Here is an 18,277-nt window from a genome sequence, read left to right as displayed (position 1 = left end):
CAAGTTTTATTTGTTTTTTTAACAACTAAACTTTAAAAATAGGTCTTTTTTTCTTACCAAAACCTGTGGCATGATATAATCCACCCTGCGTCCTTCATTTTTATGACAGTCAAAGATGACCCATAAAATAATCGATGCATGGGATGAACTTGAAAACAACAATTTCAGCCCCACCTAAATTACTGAATTTAAATTTTTAATATCTCATTGGACAGCTTGATGCTGTACCGTCCTAATGGGATAAGCCAGCTATTCACAAGATTTAATGAGACGATCGTGCTAAAATGCACGGTTTTTTACTGCCACAGATTCAACGAAGAGTAAGCAAAGATGAGCGATATGACTTCCCCTACTTCTCAAGTAGCGGCTCTGATTAGCCGAGGCAAAGAGCAAGGTTACCTAACTTTCGCCGAGGTTAACGATCATCTCCCGGACTCAATCACCGAAAGTGAACAGATTGAAGACATCATTCAGATGTTGAATGACGTGGGTATTCCGGTACATGATCGTGCACCAGAAACTGACGATACAATGTTTGAAGGTGGCAGCGAAGCGACTGACGAAGTTGCTGAAGAAGAAGCCGCTGCTGTACTTGCATCTGTTGAAAATGAGCCCGGTCGCACCACTGACCCTGTGCGTATGTATATGCGCGAAATGGGTACAGTTGAACTTTTAACACGTGAAGGCGAAATTAGCATTGCAAAACGCATCGAAGAAGGTATTCGTGACGTTTTACATTCTATTGCTTATTGGCCAAATGCAGTCGAAGTTGTATTGCAAGAATATAAAGATTATGAAGCGGGTGAACGCCGTTTAGCTGATATTCTTTCTGGTTATTTAGATCCAGAATCTGACGAAGCCATCCCAGAAGTGATCGATGAAGATGATTCTGAGATCGATGAAGATGAAGCGTCAACCAACAAGCCAACTAAAGATGTCAAACTTGATGATGACGATGAAGAAGAAGAGTCTGAAGGTGATGATGATTCTGAAGGCGAATCTGGTCCAGATCCTGAAATTGCTAAAGCACGTTTCACTGAGCTTGAACAAGCATGGTTAGTCACTAAAGCTGCAATTGAAAAACATGGTCGTAACAGTAAAGAAGCTGCTGCTGCACTTGAAGCACTTGCAACTGTGTTCATGATGTTCAAATTCACACCACGTTTATTCGACATCATCTCTGATTTGATTCGTAATACCCATGACCAAATCCGTACTTCTGAACGTGAAGTTATGCGCTATGCAGTACGTCGTGGTCGTATGGACCGTACTCAATTCCGTACGTCTTTCCCAGGTCAAGAATCTAACTTTGCTTGGTTAGATGAACAAATTGCTAAAGCACCTGCAGAAATGAAAGGCTATCTTGAAAAAGTCCGCCCTGACGTTCTGGCTTTCCAACAAAAAATCGCTGACATCGAGAAAGAACTTGGTTTAGATGTTAAAGGCATCAAAGACATTTCTAAACGTATGTCGATTGGTGAAGCGAAAGCTCGCCGTGCGAAAAAGGAAATGGTTGAAGCTAACTTACGTTTGGTAATTTCGATTGCGAAAAAATACACCAACCGTGGTTTGCAATTCCTCGACTTGATCCAAGAAGGTAACATTGGCTTGATGAAAGCGGTGGATAAATTCGAGTATCGTCGTGGTTATAAATTCTCTACTTATGCAACTTGGTGGATTCGTCAGGCGATTACGCGTTCGATTGCTGACCAAGCACGTACTATTCGTATTCCAGTACACATGATCGAAACCATTAACAAGATCAACCGTGTATCTCGCCAACTTCTTCAAGAAATGGGTCGTGAACCTACACCAGAAGAATTAGGTGAACGTCTAGAAATGGACGAAGTGAAAGTTCGTAAAGTGCTTAAAATCGCGAAAGAACCAATTTCAATGGAAACACCAATTGGTGATGATGAAGATTCGCATCTTGGTGACTTCATTGAAGACGGTAATATCACCTCTCCTATTGACGCTGCAACGTCAGAAGGCTTAAAAGAAGCAACACGTGAAGTTCTTGAAAACTTGACTGAACGTGAAGCGAAAGTCTTGAAAATGCGTTTCGGTATCGATATGCCAACCGACCATACCTTGGAAGAAGTGGGTAAACAGTTTGACGTAACACGTGAACGTATTCGTCAGATTGAAGCGAAAGCATTGCGTAAATTACGTCATCCTTCACGCTCAGAACATCTGCGTTCATTCCTTGAGAATGATTAACCTATAACTAGGACAATGCAGGCTTGAATATGGGGTTTTCCGCCCCATATTATGAGCATGTAGCAAATGATTCCAAATACCTGCTCATTGCAGGTATTTTTAAATAATGAGGTGTCCCATGACTGATATGACTAATCGCGCTCCTTCACGTGAATTGCAAGAGCATCTTTGGGTCTTCCCTATGGACTACCCTATTAAATTGATTGGTAATGCAGGTGAAGAACTTCGCCTTGCAGTGAATGAAATTTTTGTTAAACATTTTCCTGATTTTGATGGCAGTAAAATGACTGTGACTCCATCTCGTACAGGTAAATATCATTCCATTACTGCTCAATTACGTTTCGAAGAGTTAGAACAAGTACATGCGGTCTATGCGGATTTAGCAGCTTGTAAACACATTCGTACCGCGCTGTAATTCTGTTGATTTAAATAAAAAAGCACGCTTTAGGGCGTGTTTTTTTATGTCTAAGTATAATAGTAATACCCTCAAGTATTCAGTATTTAACCCCCCTTTTGTACGTCTAATTCATTATAATCCATACATGACTTTGATAGAAAAGGACACGAAATACGTGACTGAAACTGTTCAAAAACCCGAATTAATTATTCGTCAATATAACCACCTGACCCCTTATGCAGACCGCTTTTTAGAGATGAAAACACTCACTGAACAGCGCGATGAAAACACACCTGATGAACTGTGGATTTTGCAACATCCCGATGTATTAACTCAGGGGCAAGCTGGCAAACCTGAACATATTTTGGTGCATAGTAACATCCCTGTGGTACAAACAGACCGTGGTGGGCAAGTCACTTGGCATGGGCCGGGTCAATTGGTGGCTTATTTCATGTTTGACCTAAACCGTTTGGGATGGAATGTTCGTACATTGGTTTCGTATGCCGAAACCCTCATGATCGATTTGCTGAACAAATATGGTATTCAAGCTTATGCCAAGCCTGATGCACCGGGTGTATATGTCAATGAACGAAAGATTGGTTCCTTGGGCTTTAAAATTCGTAAAGGCCGTTCATATCATGGTTTAGCACTGAATATTGATTGCGATTTATTTGGGTTTCATACCATCAATCCATGTGGCTATGCAGGATTGGAAATGGTGCGCATACAAGATTTAGTACAGGATTACCCTAAATTTGAAAACTTATGCGTCGATATCATTGATACTTTGAAAAACAGTGGTTACTTTAAAGACGTAACAGTCAAACAACTATAAAAGACTTTGCTTTCTCAAATAAAATAATTTAGAGTAAAAGCTCTAAATTTAATAATTATAGATAAGGGATGTACACGTGATTGCAACTAAATCCGTTAAACCCGCGCTCCAGCAGGCCTATGTCAAACTCATGATGGATGTGATTGGCAGAGGTCTGGTCATGGCGAGCCAGGTCGATGAAGAAATTAAACAAGAAGTTGCTAAATTTCCAGTTAATTTTATTTTATCTATGAATGTTTTTCCAAATGGTGCTGCATTTGTCGCGCAAGTCACGGAAGACCACCAACTCAAACTCCTCACACCCGGCACTCAAAAGCCTGACTTAACCATTACGTTTAAGCATTTGAATCATGCCTTTTTGGTCTTCTCATTTCAAGAAAGTACCGCACAAGCCTTTGCCAATGACCGCATGATCGCCGATGGTGATTTGTCTTATGCCATCCGACTGGTGCGTTGTCTCAACAAAATGGAAGCGTTAATTTTACCTAAATTGGTGGCTGAATTGGCTGTCAAAGAATATCCAACACATTTAAGCCTAAAAGAAAAACTGAGCGGTGCTGCAAATATTTATTTAAAAGTAGCCCAGTCTTATTTAAAACGGAGCGCATAACACATGGCTAAACCATATTACGAATTTTTCTGTCCTGTAAAAGTGATTGCTGGCCATGCTGCTTTAGAACACATCCCATTCGAACTGTCTACTTTCGGTGCTAAACGCCCCATGATCATTACTGACAAAGGCGTTCGTAGTAATCAATTACTTGCACCGATTGAAGCGGCATTTGAAAGTACCGAGACGGTGATTGGCTATATTTTTGATGATGTTCCGCCAGACTCAAGTCTAGAAACCGTACGTAAAGCGGCTCAACTTTACCGCGACAACCAATGTGATGCCATTATTGCCGTCGGTGGCGGTTCAGTGATTGATACCTCTAAAGCAACCAACATCTTGGTATCTGAAGGTGGTGATGACTTACTGAAATACTCAGGTGCGCACAACTTACCAAAACCTTTAAAACCATTTTTTGTGATTCCAACAACCTCAGGGACAGGTTCAGAAGTGACTATGGTCGCTGTGGTTTCTGACCCTGAAAAGAATGTTAAAATGGCTTTTGCATCGAATTATTTGATGCCACATGCAGCAATTCTTGACCCACGTATGACGCAAACTTTGCCACCTCATCTTACAGCAATGACAGCGATGGATGCGATGACGCATGCCATTGAAGCCTATACGTGCATGGCGGCGAACCCGATTTCAGATGCCTATGCAACTGCCGCAATCAAGAAAATTAGCAATAGCTTATTTGGTGTATTAGATAATACCAGCGATGCACATGGGCGCTTAGAACTTGCACAAGCTTCTACAATGGCAGGAATTGCATTTTCGAATTCGATGGTTGGATTAGTCCACTCATTGGGTCATGCTTTAGGTGCTGTTGCTCACCTGCCCCATGGATTATGCATGAATTTATTCTTGCCGTATGTGTTGGAATACAACAAAGAAGTGAATGGCGATAAGATTGCTGAATTGCTATTACCACTGGCTGGTCCTGATATTTATGCACAAACACCGGCCAACCTCCGCGCTGAAAAAGCCATTTCAACGCTTTTAGCCATGCGTGACCGCTTGTTTAGTTTGACCAAATTACCACGTACTTTGAGTGAAACAGGTAAAGTGACTGAAGCTCAATTAGATGAAGTGGCAGAGAAAGCACTGAATGATGGATCTATTATTTATAATCCTAAAGAAGCCAGCTTAGAAGACCTTAAAACTGTTCTAAAAAAAGCTTGGTAATTGCTGAAAAATAAGCGAATATAGCGAAAAATTAAGCCTGATGTTTTTTTAAACATCGGGCTTTTCACTTGCAGAACGCAATATCAGTTATTTTTTAATCAAACTGGCATAATTTCTGCTAAAAATAATTTCAAAGTTACTGACAAAATGTACCAATTTGGAGTAGATTGGCGCACTTTTGTTTTAAAACGTAGGGGGGATCGTTCGTCTCAAACGATCCTTAGAATATGACTGATCCTTGATCAACGATAAGAGGATAACGCCGTTGACAAATATCTCTGGGACTCAATCGGCAGCTAAACTGCAAAAAACGCTTGGACTCTGGCACATTATTATTATTGGTTTGGCTTACATCCAACCAATGACTCTATTTGATACTTTTGGTTTAGTATCTGAAGAAAGTCATAGACACGTGCCGACTTCTTACATTATTGCCCTTATTGCAATTCTGTTTACCTCGATTAGTTATGGTCATATGATCCGTCGCTACCCTTCTTCGGGTTCTGCGTATACCTATGCCCAAAAATCCATTCACCCGAACGTAGGTTTCATGGTCGGTTGGTCGTCATGGCTAGATTACCTGCTGTCTCCAATGGTGAATATTATTCTTGCAGTGATTTACCTTGAAGCACTATTTCCAACAGTAAACCACTGGGTATGGGTCATTGTGCTAACGGCATTCATGACTGGAATTAACTTACGCGGTGCGCGTTTTGTTGCTAACTTTAACAGCTTGATTGTACTTGTGCAGTTATTAGTAATTGGTATTTTCACGTGGATGGTCTACAGCAAGCTTCAAATGGGCTTCAATGCTGATGGCCCTATTTCTGCTGCAGAACGCTACCAATTATGGAGCCTTGAGCCATTCTGGAATGAGCTGACGTCTGTGGGTGCGCTGATTACAGGTGCAACATTACTGTGCTTCTCGTTCACTGGTTTTGACTCATTAAGTTCATTGGCAGAAGAAACCAAAGATACTGAGAAAACACTGCCGAAAGCGATTTTCTTAACTGCTTTAATCGCAGGGATTATCTTCATTATTAGTACCTACTTTATGCAGCTGTTCTTCCCTGCTGAGCCGGGTAACTATTTCAAGAATATTGCTGAAACACAGCCAGAGATACTCTTGCTCGTCGGCGGCTCACTGTTCCAATCCTATGTGTTAACTTTTGCGATTGTGACAGTAATGGCATCAGGTATTTCTGCACATGCTGGCGTATCACGTCTGATGTATGTAATGGGTCGTGATGGCGTCATTAACAAAAAGATTTTTGGTCATATTAGTCCGAAAAACTTCACACCATCGTACAACATCATGATCGTAGGTGCGGTTGCATTAACTGCGGGCTTTATGAATCTTGATATTGTCATTTCGATGATTAGTTTTGGTGCATTGACAGCCTTTACTTTCGTGAACTTATCTGTGATTTCACGTTATGCACTTCGTGATGGCCGCACAAAAACAGCCAAAGATATTTTTAGCTTCGTGGTTATTCCAATGCTTGGCTTTATCACTATCTTTGCGATGTGGTTAGAAATTGAAGAAACTGCATTGAAATATGGTTTGTGGTGGGCAATGTTCGGTATTTTATACCTTGGTTATAAAACTAAAGGTTTTAAACACCCTGCACCGCAACATAACGAATTTGATGATAAATTCTAATCAAGTTTATCTCTAAACAAAAAAGGCGCTTAAAGCGCCTTTTTTGTTATTCTAAATATACCAATTAAGGTTGTATGGCTTTTCTAGATTGCTGAAATTGAATTGAAATTTCTTCACACTTGTCTGGTGTATTGCCTTTTAATTCAACCGATGCTCCATCACCGTGTGACCATATACCATCTTCAACAGTCTCTAAATTTACAGCTGCTTCAAATATATGCTGTTGTTGTGGATAGAGTTTGATATCTATAGGTGTATCACATACTTGTTTTGGAAAATATGGTCTAACCTGCTCGAATAATTGCATGGTTAATGGCATATCACATTGCAAATGAATGGTGACTGGTACGCTATTGGTATTTTTTAAGATCAATTGAACATTTTGCGAATTAAGATCCACTTGGGCAGCAGGTATTTCTACATACGTTTTTGTGTCAATCGACTGACGATCAAATGGATTAAGGAAGGCTAATTTACGTTCCACGCCATAACAAGAATCCTGCACGGAAGCTGAAAACTCTAAATATCGTGTCCCCAAGATAATTGTTCCGCGGCCATCCCCTGCATGACCGATATCAATGATTGGATCACCTGTACCTTCAATTGTAACCCCACCACTTCGAAAAAACTCTATGTCACAACCCGCTAAAACGCTGATCAAGCCACAAAGGGTTAAAGTCTTAAAGTTTAATTTTCGTATCATGTTGATAAACTCCAAAGCGAAATACACGATTTGCTTCAGGATTCCCGTCATCCATTGCGCAACGCTCCGCGGCAAGTTTTAAAAGTTGTAGTGAGTATTTCTGCCAAAGCTCTAAGCTCATTTCATGTAATTTATTAATCGATTCTTCTGTTAATTCGTCAGCACAAATGGCTTGTTCTAAATAAGGTATTTCATCAGGATTCAATAAATTATGCAAACCCGCTTCTAAATGCGCTTGAACATTTCGCGTTAAAATTTTACGTGCTTCTAACTGCGAAGGATCAGGAATAAAACGACGTTGTTGTAAATACACCTGCCCATCTTTTTCAGTGGCAATTTCAAGCCTTATAAGCTCGTTGAGTACTGAACGCGGATGACGTTCTGTTGAAATTCTTTTCACCAGCATTTCAAAGCTATTTTCTGACTCACTGCTAAATGGTAAAGAATCCCCCCAACCTTCTGCTAACCATAAACCAATCACACGCGATGGCACACTAATCGGCTCTGAAACAGTCGCTTCGGTCAAATCCTTACCTTCAGAAATCACTTCTTTATAAGCTGTCACGTCTTTACGGTGCAGGCCAGAAAGTAAACTGATCGCGGAAATCGTCGGTTTTTGATCGATACGCTCTAACTCTTGTACAGCTTGTTGGAAAAAAACCGGTTTCAATGCAGCAGTAAACTCGGTATATCCCACACCTGAGCGAATCAGCCATTGGCTCAGCTCATTCATCAGCACCAATACTTGCTGTAAATTTTGATCTGCCTCATTAGTGAGAAGTTTGCTCATTGAATTGCCATGAAAATTAGACTGCATAAGTGAAATTTTCGCATTGTTTAATCTACTTCACAATTTTTATCTGATGAGATCTTGAGGATATTCAGTAAAAAAATGATTATTTACATTAAAATGCGTAAAAGAAACACTGATCGAGATATCTAAACTTTCAACACTATGCCACCAACCAATTGGGATAAATAAGGTTTCCCCTGGTTGCAAAATGCACTCGAACGGTGTCACATTTTCTAACAGTGGATAGGCTACTAGATCAGCCTTTGCGACGTCTGAAACCTGACTGAATACCCAATGATCGTTATACATATACGGCATTTGCCATGCAGGAATCAAAGTCACTTTTTTACGTCCATAGATTTGTGCCAACATATTATTGGTTAAGTCATAATGCAGTGGTGTAAATGTGCCTGCAGGGCCAAACCATAAAAAATGTCGATCTTTGATCTCTTTTTGACAATAACCTTTGGCGAAGTCACCTAGATCCTCACTTATCTTTTGCATGAACTGCTTATTTTGAGCGGCGTTATTCGCAGTTAAATAAATGTCATTGCTACGCTTAGTGGCTTTGATTTGTGCGACAAAATCTTGCATCAAAATAATGCGTTTCAACTGTACCGATTTTTTTTCAAAATCTTGATACTGCTCACGATGCATCTGGACTTCAACCAACTCATTTTCAAAATGCTGTGCAAAATATTTAGGACTCCATTTATGCAATGCAGGCCAATGTTGTATCCCACCTTTTAAAATGACCGGCCGCATCTGGCTATAATACTGCTCTAGAAATGTTGCAAAATCAGGTGTTTCTATGCAATCGATTGTGGATGGACTGTGGTCGTTCAATTGATTCAATTGACCCATCACCTGTAATAACCAGCGCTGTTTATTCTGCTGTTGCTGTACTTGCTTCAGTTTTTTAAAAATTACGTTATTGTTTACACGCTTTAAAAACTGAATGATCAAATGATTTGAAATATTTTTTTGCTTAATTTTTTCTAAAATTTCATCTGTCTCTAAGCCCTCAAGACTGTAGTCCAAAAGTTCATTTTGCAGCTGTTCTGAAAGTTGGTCTGCATCAGAAAATAAGTATTGATCCGCCCTTGGGCTTAATCCATGTGATTGTAAAATTAGACTTATTTTCTGTACATCGCAACCATTTTCAATATTTTCATTCAACCAATTTTGCCATTCCGTCGGTAAGGACTGATACCAATTTTTACTTTGCTTTAGATGTTCACTCTGGCTTTCTACATTCATTTTCACCACTCCACCCTCTTTACAAGTGAAGTATAAATGATCTATTTTAAAAATGCTAAATTTTCGCATTTTATAATTATTTAAACACCGTGAATGTTATGAATCCGTCAGATATCAAGCGGAATGACATAACAAAGTAAAGGAGAAAGTTCATGAAAATTCGTCATTTAGTCATCGTTAGCAGTCTGTCTTTAGCTTCAATATCAGTATATGCAGGTTTTGCCGATACCATGCGTGATTTAAGAAATACACTGAATCAATTTAATGAAACATCCAAAGAAGTATCGAATACCGCAAAAGAATGGACAGGTAGTCGGGCCACGACTAACTCAAATTATGCTGCAAATGGTTTCAGCATGGGACAGCAACTCAGACCTAAAATTAATAATCTACCGCTTTATAAAACTGCCGATAAATCGAGCCAAGTCATTAATAAACTGTCAAAAAATGCAGATATTATTTTTGCGGGAAACATGACTAAAACAGGTTTGATAGAAGTCACTACAGAACATGGCAATGGCTGGATTGAATCACACCTTGTTCAATAAATCTTGATTTTAAATGTTTATACAACCGCATCAGCCGTACATAACAACTTTACTCTATTGAGCACTAGTCATGAATAATAATCACAAAATCAGCATTATCGCTGCTGTATTTACGACATTGGTGGGCTGTGGTGGATCAAGCTCCAATGATGATGGCGCGACACCTACACCTACACCTACACCTACACCTACACCTACACCTACACCTACACCTACACCTACACCTACACCTACACCTACACCTACACCAACACCAACACCAACACCAACACCAACACCAACAACTGTAGCGGATAAATTCACAGGAGAATGGATTCAAGGGAATTCTGCCCTCGGTAACAATAATTGCGATTTACCACAAATTTCAATTCATAAAACCAGTGAAAACTCAGTCAGTGCAGTGAACGAAGAACTAAAATATGCAGTACACAATAGTTCAAGTAAAACTTGCAGCGGTGAATTTGTTTCCAAACGCTATCAATTACTTCATGACATGGTTATAAGTGAAATACAGCCGGCTGCAACACTAAATAACTTTGAATATCATTCGATTAAGTTTCAACCAGTCAGAGGTGGCGCGACTACCAACCGTGTCTTAACTTTTTTAAATAATCATTCTTTCTGCGTAATTAATGCGACGATTTCAAATCCAAGCTATATCATCATGCAACGTGGTCTAATTACTGACCCACTCAAGGACAGCCGCTGCTATACAAAAAATTCCAATGAATTCTTCACCAATTTAAAACCGAAAACCAAAATCACAACTGCAGACTTCAAGACTGAGAGCTTTATTAATACCACCGACACTGTGAACTTCTTGGCTCAGCTCAATACAATGGGACAAAGTGGTTATAAGTTAATTGGCTATGATTCTAAAACTTTGGACAATGGCAATGTTAATAGCTACATGAAACTTGCCAATGAAAATACGCGTTTCAATCATATTGTGGCAGATCGTACAGCACCCTCTACCGCTGACATTTATTTTACATGGCGTAATCAGTTAAACGAAAAAGGCAAATCAGGCTATCAATACCTGCATAGCGTCAGACCAACCAATGCCCTGAATTTCAAAGATTATTTTATTAAGAAGGAAAATGATACCGCAACATACACCTATGACAGCGGCTATGTTTCCCCACTCGTCGACCCAGTGCAACTGGAAACCATACTTAATACACTGGGTGCCCAAGGCTGCCGTATTATTCAGTTCAAAAACTATTTCACAGGTTTACGACCTGAAGTTCTGAACGGCAAACAAAATAGTCCTAAAGTTGCAACCTGTATAAATAGCAGCGCACACCATGGCACTTACAGCTATCGCTATAAAACTTACCCAACCGGCAGCAATAGTGTAGAACGCAGCATAAAATTACAGGAGATGATCGATGAGCAAGCTAAAGACGGTTACCGCTTAGTCAGCCGTGCTTTAGATATGAGTTCAACCACCAAAAACGGTATGCTGTTTATGAAAGACAGTGAAAACACCAATGTCGGTGAGTTTAAAGTCTTTAGCGAAACTGTCTTTGCAACGTCGACATTTAACGACGTCTTACTGAAACGTCTTCAGCAGCAAGGTCAATTGGGTTGGTTATACACCAGCGGTCAACTGCTGTTTGCAAATAATCCAAAACATCTGCAAACAGAGCTGAGTGACTTTAATCTAATTGATTAATTCACGAGGTAATTTGAGCTTTTAAAAGTACTTAACCTGAATCCTGCTTAAGCCAATCATTCCATTACTCGAATGGTTGGCTTGTTTTGATGGCATAACTGGTAAGCACATAGAGATGCATAAATTCCAGCTAAGTATCCTTCAATGCTTCTCGCTTTACTCGTCACCAAATGATATTTCCCTTTTAACAGGCTAAATAAAGTCTCTATTTTATTACGCTGCTTTAAGTGATATTCATCTGCTGTTGAGAGTTGTACAGATTTCATATTCTTTCGGTGATAGGTAATTAAATCAGTACTTTGTACTTTTAATCTACTCTTTAATTCCTGACTGATATAACCACGATCAGCATAGAGCTTGGCTTTTAATCCTTCTACCAACTGTTCAACCATTTTAATATCTGCTGTATGCCCATTTGATAAAGCTGTACTGACCATGTCTCCTGACTGATTCATGATTAAATGCAGCTTACAGCCAAAGAACCATCCCATTGAGCTTTTGCCGCGTGTTGCAATTGCTGCTAGAGATTTATGCCGTTGAATCCGCTGATTTTTACATACAGGTAGTGTGGTCGAATCGATCCATAAATACTGACTCTGACAGTCTTTCATTAAGGCAAAATGTAAAGCATGCAGTGCCAATTGATGTGCTCTGATGAGATGAACCATTCGTTGGTAACACGGTAAATATCGAAAGAGTTGACTATGATTGTGCTTTAATGAAAAGAAAAATGTTTTGAAGTTATTGAAATGAGAGCATTTATACCAAATTGCGATGAATACGATTTCTGAAATTTTCAATTGAGAAGACCGCATTCTCAAACGCTTGTTGTTGTGTTTTAAAAATTCCCAATAGCTTGCTTCAAATTTCTGAAAAAAGTCATCAACGATGCAGAAGAAATATGTAAAATCGAACATGGTGGCTGAAGGCTTAGGTTGTGTGGTAACTCCCTAATGGTTTTCAGTCACCTTTTTTTCAAGTTAATTTCTTATCCGCGATTCAGGTTACTTAAGCTTTTCTATGTCCTTGTTGTTTCGACATCAAGGACATTAATTATTGAAATGGATCAAAGCAATAATACACACCGATTATTTTAAGCGGCAGTTAAAACCCATCTTGGTATCTACTATATTTTTTTCATAACCTAAACTTTGAATAAATTGATTTCGATCTGCTACTAACTGCTGATCGGCAGGGCTAAGACGCGCTTTATTTTTTTGAGCCAAGCTGTATGTTTCATTGACTAAGTCTTGATATAGCCCACATACTTCCTGACGCTTTGCTTTTTTCAATTGGCGACCACCATACCAAGAACGCTCAAAATCGTCGGCTTTTAGTGTTTTTCCCCATTCCTCAATACGCTGATTTTGCCTTTGCTGCATTTCCAGCATGCCCTGCTGGATTTCAGCCTTAGTAAAAGGCTTGATCACCTCAACCTTCGGTACAACTGGAACATTTTCTGTAGTTGCAGTGACGGTCACTGGTGTCTGTTCTGTTGTGTTCGATACGGTTGGATTAGCCCAACTCATTGATGAAATGAATCCGGTCGCAATCACGACACCAAAAGCTTTTAAATTTATAGATTTCAAGTTTTAAGTACCCGTTTTATTTCTTCACAGTGTTCTTATACACATTTTTATATTGATGCTGAAGTTTTTAAGCCCTTATTTTACAAAACTTCATTGCTGTAAACGGTTCACTGTGTTCACTCCCAATAAAAAACCGCTCGATAGAGCGGCTTTTTGAACAGATCACACTTAGACCAATTCTTTAAAGTCTTGCTGACGCCAAGCTTCATATAAAATCACAGCAGTAGCATTAGACAAGTTTAAACTGCGTGAATTTGGTGCCATCGGCAGGCGAATCCAATGTTCTTTTGGGAACATCATACGGACATCTTCCGGCAAACCACGTGTTTCTGGCCCCATCAACAGCGCCACAGGACGATTTAAATTAGAGGTATGCGGTGTTTCAAAACCTTTGGTGGTTAATGGATAAATGGCATCCATCTCAATACCTTGTGCTTTTAAGCCCGCAAGGCATTCTTCAAAGTTTTCCCATACTTTCATGTGTGCCCATTCATGATAATCCAAACCGGCGCGGCGGAGTTTTTTATCATCCAGCTCAAAACCTAATGGCTTGACCAAATGCAACTGCGCTCCAGTATTGGCACATAAACGAATGATATTCCCTGTATTTGCAGGAATTTCTGGCTCGTATAAAACAACATGGATCACAGTTTTTTTCTCTACTCTTTAGTTAAATAATGACTTTAAGCTCGGGCTATAGTTACAAAGCTGAAGCATAAGTTTAGATGGTACTACAAGCGCTTGCTTATCTACGTTGCTTAGCTTTCGCTTTACACGAGGACAATCCACTTACTCATATCCTTTGTACTTAGCTTTCGCCTTGCAATTGGACAATACAATAACTTGCTTATCCTCTTTGCTCTGGCATAGCCTTCGCCTTGCACGTGGACAATTCAGCAGCCTGCTTATCCTCTTTGCTCAGACATAGCCTTCGCCTTGCATTTGGACAATTGAGCAGCTTGCTTATCCTCTTTGCTCAGGCATAGCCTTCGCCTTGCGCTCGGGCAACGCGTTGCGTTGCTTATCCTCGCTCATGCCATTGAAGCTGTTCACGCAGACTCACCACATCACCAATAATCGTCAATGTAGGCGCCTGAATTTGGTATTCACTGACTTTAGATGCAATATCTGCCAATGTCCCGACCACGACTTTTTGTTCAGGTGTCGTCCCTTTAGAAACCAATGCGACAGGCATTTCTGAACGCTGCCCATGCGCGATGAGTTTCTCACAAATTTTTTCTAGACCGACCAAGCCCATATACAGCACGAGCGTTTGATTTTGATAAACCAACTCATTCCAAGGTAGCTCAGGTGAACCTTCTTTGAGATGCCCTGTCAAGAAGCGTACACTTTGCGCATAATCTCGATGCGTTAAAGGAATCCCTGCATAAGCCGAACATCCAGAGGCAGCAGTAATTCCCGGAACGACTTGGAAGGCAACGCCTGCCGCAAAGAGTTCCTGAATTTCTTCACCGCCGCGGCCAAAGATGAACGGATCTCCACCTTTTAAGCGACAGACGCGTTTGCCTTCACTTGCGTATTTTACCAGTAAGGCATTAATGCCTTCTTGCGGAACAGCATGATTGGATCGTGCTTTACCTACATAGATTTTTTCAGCGTCACGGCGGCAGAGGTCCATAATCGGCTGAGAAACCAAACGGTCATAGATCACCACATCCGCTTGCTGCATTAAACGCAGGGCTTTTAAGGTCAGCAGTTCAGGATCACCCGGCCCTGCACCTACCAAATACACCTCACCTTTCGGCTGTTTCCATTCCAATAATGCCTGTTCAATCAAACGATTGGCTTCAGTCAAATTGTCATTGAATACCTGCTCTTTGAGCGGGCTTGCATACAAGTCTTCCCAAAAAATACGGCGTTCATCTGGATTGACGATTTTGGCTTTAACGGCTGCGCGCCATTGGCCTGAGAACTCAGCCAGTTTGCCCATGCCATGCGAAATCGAGCTTTCTAACTGGGTGCGTATTTGGCGCGAGAGTACTGGCGATGTGCCATTAGATGCAACGGAGATGACCAGTGGAGAACGGTCAATGATCGCAGGAACCATAAAACGGCAATGCGGCGGATCATCGACACTATTAACCAAGACATTTTCAGCTTCGCAGGCTTCAAAAACCGCCTGATTGACCGCTTTGTCATTGGTTGCTGCAATCACTAAACGAAACTGACGCAGCGCAATGGCATTTTCTTGATAAACCGATTCGTGATAAATCGAGTTGAGATATTGACCTTGAGTTTGATTAACCAAGCTCAATAAATCATCTTCAATTTCGGGTGAGCAAACAGTCAGCTGTGCGCCCGCTTTCGCAAGCAGCACAGCCTTTCGATATGCAATTCGACCACCACCAACAATCAGACAAGGTTGCTGCTGCAACTTCAAAGAGATTGGAAAGATATCCACACACGACCTCAATAGTTTAAATCTGATTGTCTTAAGCAATTTTTGTGCACAAATGTATGCACTTTATCGACTATTAATCGATAAATTCAGCACCGCCCATATATGGACGAAGTACTGCTGGAATTTCAATTGAACCGTCTGCACGTTGATAGTTTTCCATCACGGCAAGTAAAGTACGGCCAACTGCCAAACCTGAACCATTTAGCGTGTGTACAAACTCAGTTTTCTTTTGGTCAGTACGGTAACGTGCTTTCATGCGACGTGCTTGGAAGTCACCCATGCATGAGCAAGATGAAATTTCACGGTAGGTATTTTGACTTGGCACCCAAACTTCTAAATCATAAGTTTTGATTGCACCAAAGCCCATGTCTCCGCCACACAGAACGACTTTACGGTATGGTAAGCCTAATGCTTGAAGAATACCTTCGGCATGACCCGTTAATTCTTCCAAAGCATCCATCGAAGTTTCAGGTTTTACAATCTGAACCATTTCTACTTTGTCAAATTGGTGTTGACGAATCAAACCACGTGTATCACGGCCATACGAACCCGCTTCACTACGGAAACATGGCGTATGCGCTGCATATTTTAATGGCAAACGTTCTGGATCAATGATTTCATCACGCACGAAGTTGGTTACAGGCACTTCTGCAGTAGGAATCAGGTAGTATTCTTTTTCGCCTTGAAGTTTAAATAAATCTTCTTCAAATTTAGGCAATTGGCCTGTACCACGTAAAGAGTCTGCATTAACCAAATAAGGTACATAAGCTTCGGTATAGCCATTTTCCAAGGTATGTGTATTTAACATAAATTGGGTAATTGCACGTTGTAAACGCGCCAATGGGCCTTTGAGTACGCTAAAACGAGTACCAGTCAATTTGGTCGCGGTTTCAAATTCTAAACCGCCCATCATTTCACCCAAGTCAGTATGGTCTTTGATCTCAAAATCAAACTGACGTGGTGTACCCCATTTTAAAACTTCAACATTGTCGTTTTCGTCTTTACCTTCTGGCACAGACTCATGAGGCAAATTCGGAATCGATAAAGATTTGGCTTCAAGTTCAGCCTGAAGCTCAGAAAGTGCAACTTCTGCGGCTTTAATTTCATCACCAATAGCAGACATACGTGCCATGATTTCAGATGCATCACCGCCAGCTTTTTTAATTTGACCAACTTGTTTTGCACCAGCATTACGTTCAGCTTGTAACGACTCAGTTTTAGACTGAATTTCCTTACGGCGAGCTTCAAGGTCTGCCCACTCTGCTACGTTAAGTTGAACACCACGTTTTGCTAAGGCTAAGTTTACAGCCTCAATATTATTTCTGAGTAATTTCGGGTCGATCATAGCCAATCTTAAGTAAAGAAAAAAACTGGCTATAGTGTAAGCTCTTAACACTCAAAAATACAGTGACCGAGCTTACAGCTGCCCCTTATTAGACCAATAATCTTGCTGCAAATTGTCTTATTTGGTTTCGTAATTTGGCAAACTTGGTAAATATTCAGGTTTAAATAGCCCTTTAGCCGTAAAATATGGAAGTTTTAGCTCAGGCATGCCCTCTGCATAACTCGCCAATTCATACAGTGGATAAGCAAATACAATCCCATTCGCACCATAATAAAAATTATCGCTTAACTGAAGTTTTGAACGTTCAATATCATGACTATCTAACCACATATAGTTGGCATCAAAAAGTGCGCTAATCACTTTCGCATCTGCACCTTTGACCAAGACATCTTGTAAAGCCAAACGTTTTTTGGCTTTTAAATCAAAATTGACATATTCAACATGGGACATACCATGAGCCGCATGCGCTGCATAGGTATAGCTTTCGATCGCAAAAGTTGCAATATGCCCCCACTGACTAATGTATCGAACAGAAGTGGTACTTTGACTTAAGCCTGCATCCGTCTTGTCCGATAAATCAATTTTTTGATTCGGCTCAGTTGAAAATGCAATCGGGTCTGCTTTTTTAATCCGATCAGTAAAATATTGATTAATCCAATCAACATTGGTTTCAACCGTTTGAATCGTATATTGGGTACAACCTTCCGCATCGCAAGCTTGTGCTTTCGGCAATTGCATCGCAACAGATTTCGATTGAATAAGTGGAATCGCATCAGCGACGACCGCTGACTTCTGTTCCGTCGTTGCACCTTCAACAGGTTCATTTCGAGGATGACAGGCCGTTAATGACCCAATTAAAACCACAGCTGAAACAGCCCAAGCTATATTATTCATATGATTTTTTTTCATCCCAAAATTCCCTATAGCAACAGTCAAAACCACAAGTCACTTCATTTAAGCAACCTGCGAATATCAGCATACTACTAAATTTCACTTAAATTCAGCTTGCTTGCTTTACATTTCTCC

17 protein-coding genes are annotated in these 18,277 nt (G+C 40.4%); 8 read left to right on the top strand and 9 right to left on the bottom strand.

The genetic code is table 11. From position 1 onward, the window contains the following. Positions 1-330 precede the first annotated feature (330 nt). From rpoD to MST16_RS04420, 6 genes are all read left to right on the top strand, one after another. Positions 331-2,220: an RNA polymerase sigma factor RpoD gene (gene rpoD / locus MST16_RS04445; protein ID WP_078192191.1), complete on the top strand. Its 1,890-nt coding sequence runs from the start codon at positions 331-333 to the stop codon at positions 2,218-2,220. Between the two features lie 127 nt (positions 2,221-2,347). Continuing rightward, positions 2,348-2,635, top strand: a complete 288-nt coding sequence (locus MST16_RS04440; protein WP_078191448.1) for a YbeD family protein — start codon at positions 2,348-2,350, stop codon at positions 2,633-2,635. Positions 2,636-2,792: 157 nt separating this feature from the next. Next, positions 2,793-3,452: a lipoyl(octanoyl) transferase LipB gene (gene lipB, locus MST16_RS04435; protein ID WP_168378112.1), complete on the top strand. Its 660-nt coding sequence runs from the start codon at positions 2,793-2,795 to the stop codon at positions 3,450-3,452. Between the two features lie 76 nt (positions 3,453-3,528). Further along, positions 3,529-4,062, top strand: a complete 534-nt coding sequence (locus MST16_RS04430; protein WP_180011534.1) for a hypothetical protein — start codon at positions 3,529-3,531, stop codon at positions 4,060-4,062. Between the two features lie 3 nt (positions 4,063-4,065). Beyond that, positions 4,066-5,250: an iron-containing alcohol dehydrogenase gene (locus MST16_RS04425; protein ID WP_180011532.1), complete on the top strand. Its 1,185-nt coding sequence runs from the start codon at positions 4,066-4,068 to the stop codon at positions 5,248-5,250. A gap of 265 nt (positions 5,251-5,515) precedes the next feature. Then, positions 5,516-6,913, top strand: a complete 1,398-nt coding sequence (locus tag MST16_RS04420) for an APC family permease (RefSeq protein ID WP_180011530.1) — start codon at positions 5,516-5,518, stop codon at positions 6,911-6,913. A 64-nt stretch (positions 6,914-6,977) separates the two neighbouring features. Here MST16_RS04420 and MST16_RS04415 read toward each other — a convergent pair whose 3' ends face one another. The 3 genes from MST16_RS04415 to MST16_RS04405 all read right to left on the bottom strand — a co-directional run bounded on the left by MST16_RS04415 (position 6,978) and on the right by MST16_RS04405 (position 9,669). After that, entirely contained in the window at positions 6,978-7,616 is a 639-nt protein-coding gene (locus tag MST16_RS04415; RefSeq protein ID WP_180011528.1) for a hypothetical protein, read from the bottom strand. Next, positions 7,594-8,406, bottom strand: a complete 813-nt coding sequence (locus MST16_RS04410; RefSeq protein WP_180011526.1) for a DUF6502 family protein — start codon at positions 8,404-8,406, stop codon at positions 7,594-7,596. Before MST16_RS04410 ends, MST16_RS04415 begins: the two co-directional genes overlap by 23 nt. Before the next feature lie 66 nt (positions 8,407-8,472). Beyond that, positions 8,473-9,669 (bottom strand): cupin-like domain-containing protein, encoded by a 1,197-nt coding sequence (locus tag MST16_RS04405; RefSeq protein ID WP_180011524.1) that lies wholly within the window; start codon positions 9,667-9,669, stop codon positions 8,473-8,475. A 152-nt stretch (positions 9,670-9,821) separates the two neighbouring features. Here MST16_RS04405 and MST16_RS04400 point away from each other — a divergent pair, with 152 nt between their 5' ends. Together MST16_RS04400 and MST16_RS04395 are read left to right on the top strand one after the other, a co-directional pair. Further along, positions 9,822-10,217 carry a hypothetical protein gene (locus MST16_RS04400; RefSeq protein ID WP_180011522.1) on the top strand — a complete coding sequence of 132 codons (396 nt, stop codon included), beginning with the start codon at positions 9,822-9,824 and terminating at the stop codon, positions 10,215-10,217. A gap of 70 nt (positions 10,218-10,287) precedes the next feature. Then, positions 10,288-11,895, top strand: a complete 1,608-nt coding sequence (locus MST16_RS04395; protein WP_180092498.1) for a PT dipeptide repeat lipoprotein — start codon at positions 10,288-10,290, stop codon at positions 11,893-11,895. 56 nt (positions 11,896-11,951) lie between these two features. Here MST16_RS04395 and MST16_RS04390 read toward each other — a convergent pair whose 3' ends face one another. The 6 genes from MST16_RS04390 to MST16_RS04365 form a co-directional block, all read right to left on the bottom strand. Then, a complete protein-coding gene (locus tag MST16_RS04390) occupies positions 11,952-12,812 on the bottom strand; it encodes an IS982 family transposase (RefSeq protein WP_257245678.1) in 861 nt (286 codons plus the stop codon). 171 nt (positions 12,813-12,983) lie between these two features. Next, positions 12,984-13,484, bottom strand: a complete 501-nt coding sequence (locus MST16_RS04385; protein ID WP_218946185.1) for a hypothetical protein — start codon at positions 13,482-13,484, stop codon at positions 12,984-12,986. Between the two features lie 168 nt (positions 13,485-13,652). Beyond that, entirely contained in the window at positions 13,653-14,132 is a 480-nt protein-coding gene (locus tag MST16_RS04380; RefSeq protein WP_111885295.1) for a tRNA (cytidine(34)-2'-O)-methyltransferase, read from the bottom strand. A 373-nt stretch (positions 14,133-14,505) separates the two neighbouring features. Then, positions 14,506-15,906: a siroheme synthase CysG gene (cysG, locus tag MST16_RS04375; protein ID WP_180011513.1), complete on the bottom strand. Its 1,401-nt coding sequence runs from the start codon at positions 15,904-15,906 to the stop codon at positions 14,506-14,508. 73 nt (positions 15,907-15,979) lie between these two features. Continuing rightward, positions 15,980-17,251, bottom strand: coding sequence for a serine--tRNA ligase (serS, locus tag MST16_RS04370; RefSeq protein ID WP_078192204.1), 1,272 nt, complete (start codon positions 17,249-17,251; stop codon positions 15,980-15,982). A 117-nt stretch (positions 17,252-17,368) separates the two neighbouring features. Further along, on the bottom strand, positions 17,369-18,160 hold the full coding sequence (locus MST16_RS04365; RefSeq protein ID WP_180011511.1) for an RsiV family protein: 792 nt from the start codon (positions 18,158-18,160) through the stop codon (positions 17,369-17,371). Positions 18,161-18,277: the final 117 nt, after the last annotated feature.

The organism is Acinetobacter sp. YH16040_T (genome assembly GCF_024605785.1).
Taxonomy (GTDB): Bacteria; Pseudomonadota; Gammaproteobacteria; order Pseudomonadales; family Moraxellaceae; genus Acinetobacter; species Acinetobacter amyesii.
The sequence above is the reverse complement of the archived record's forward strand: the minus strand, read 5'-3'. Positions and strand labels throughout refer to the sequence as shown.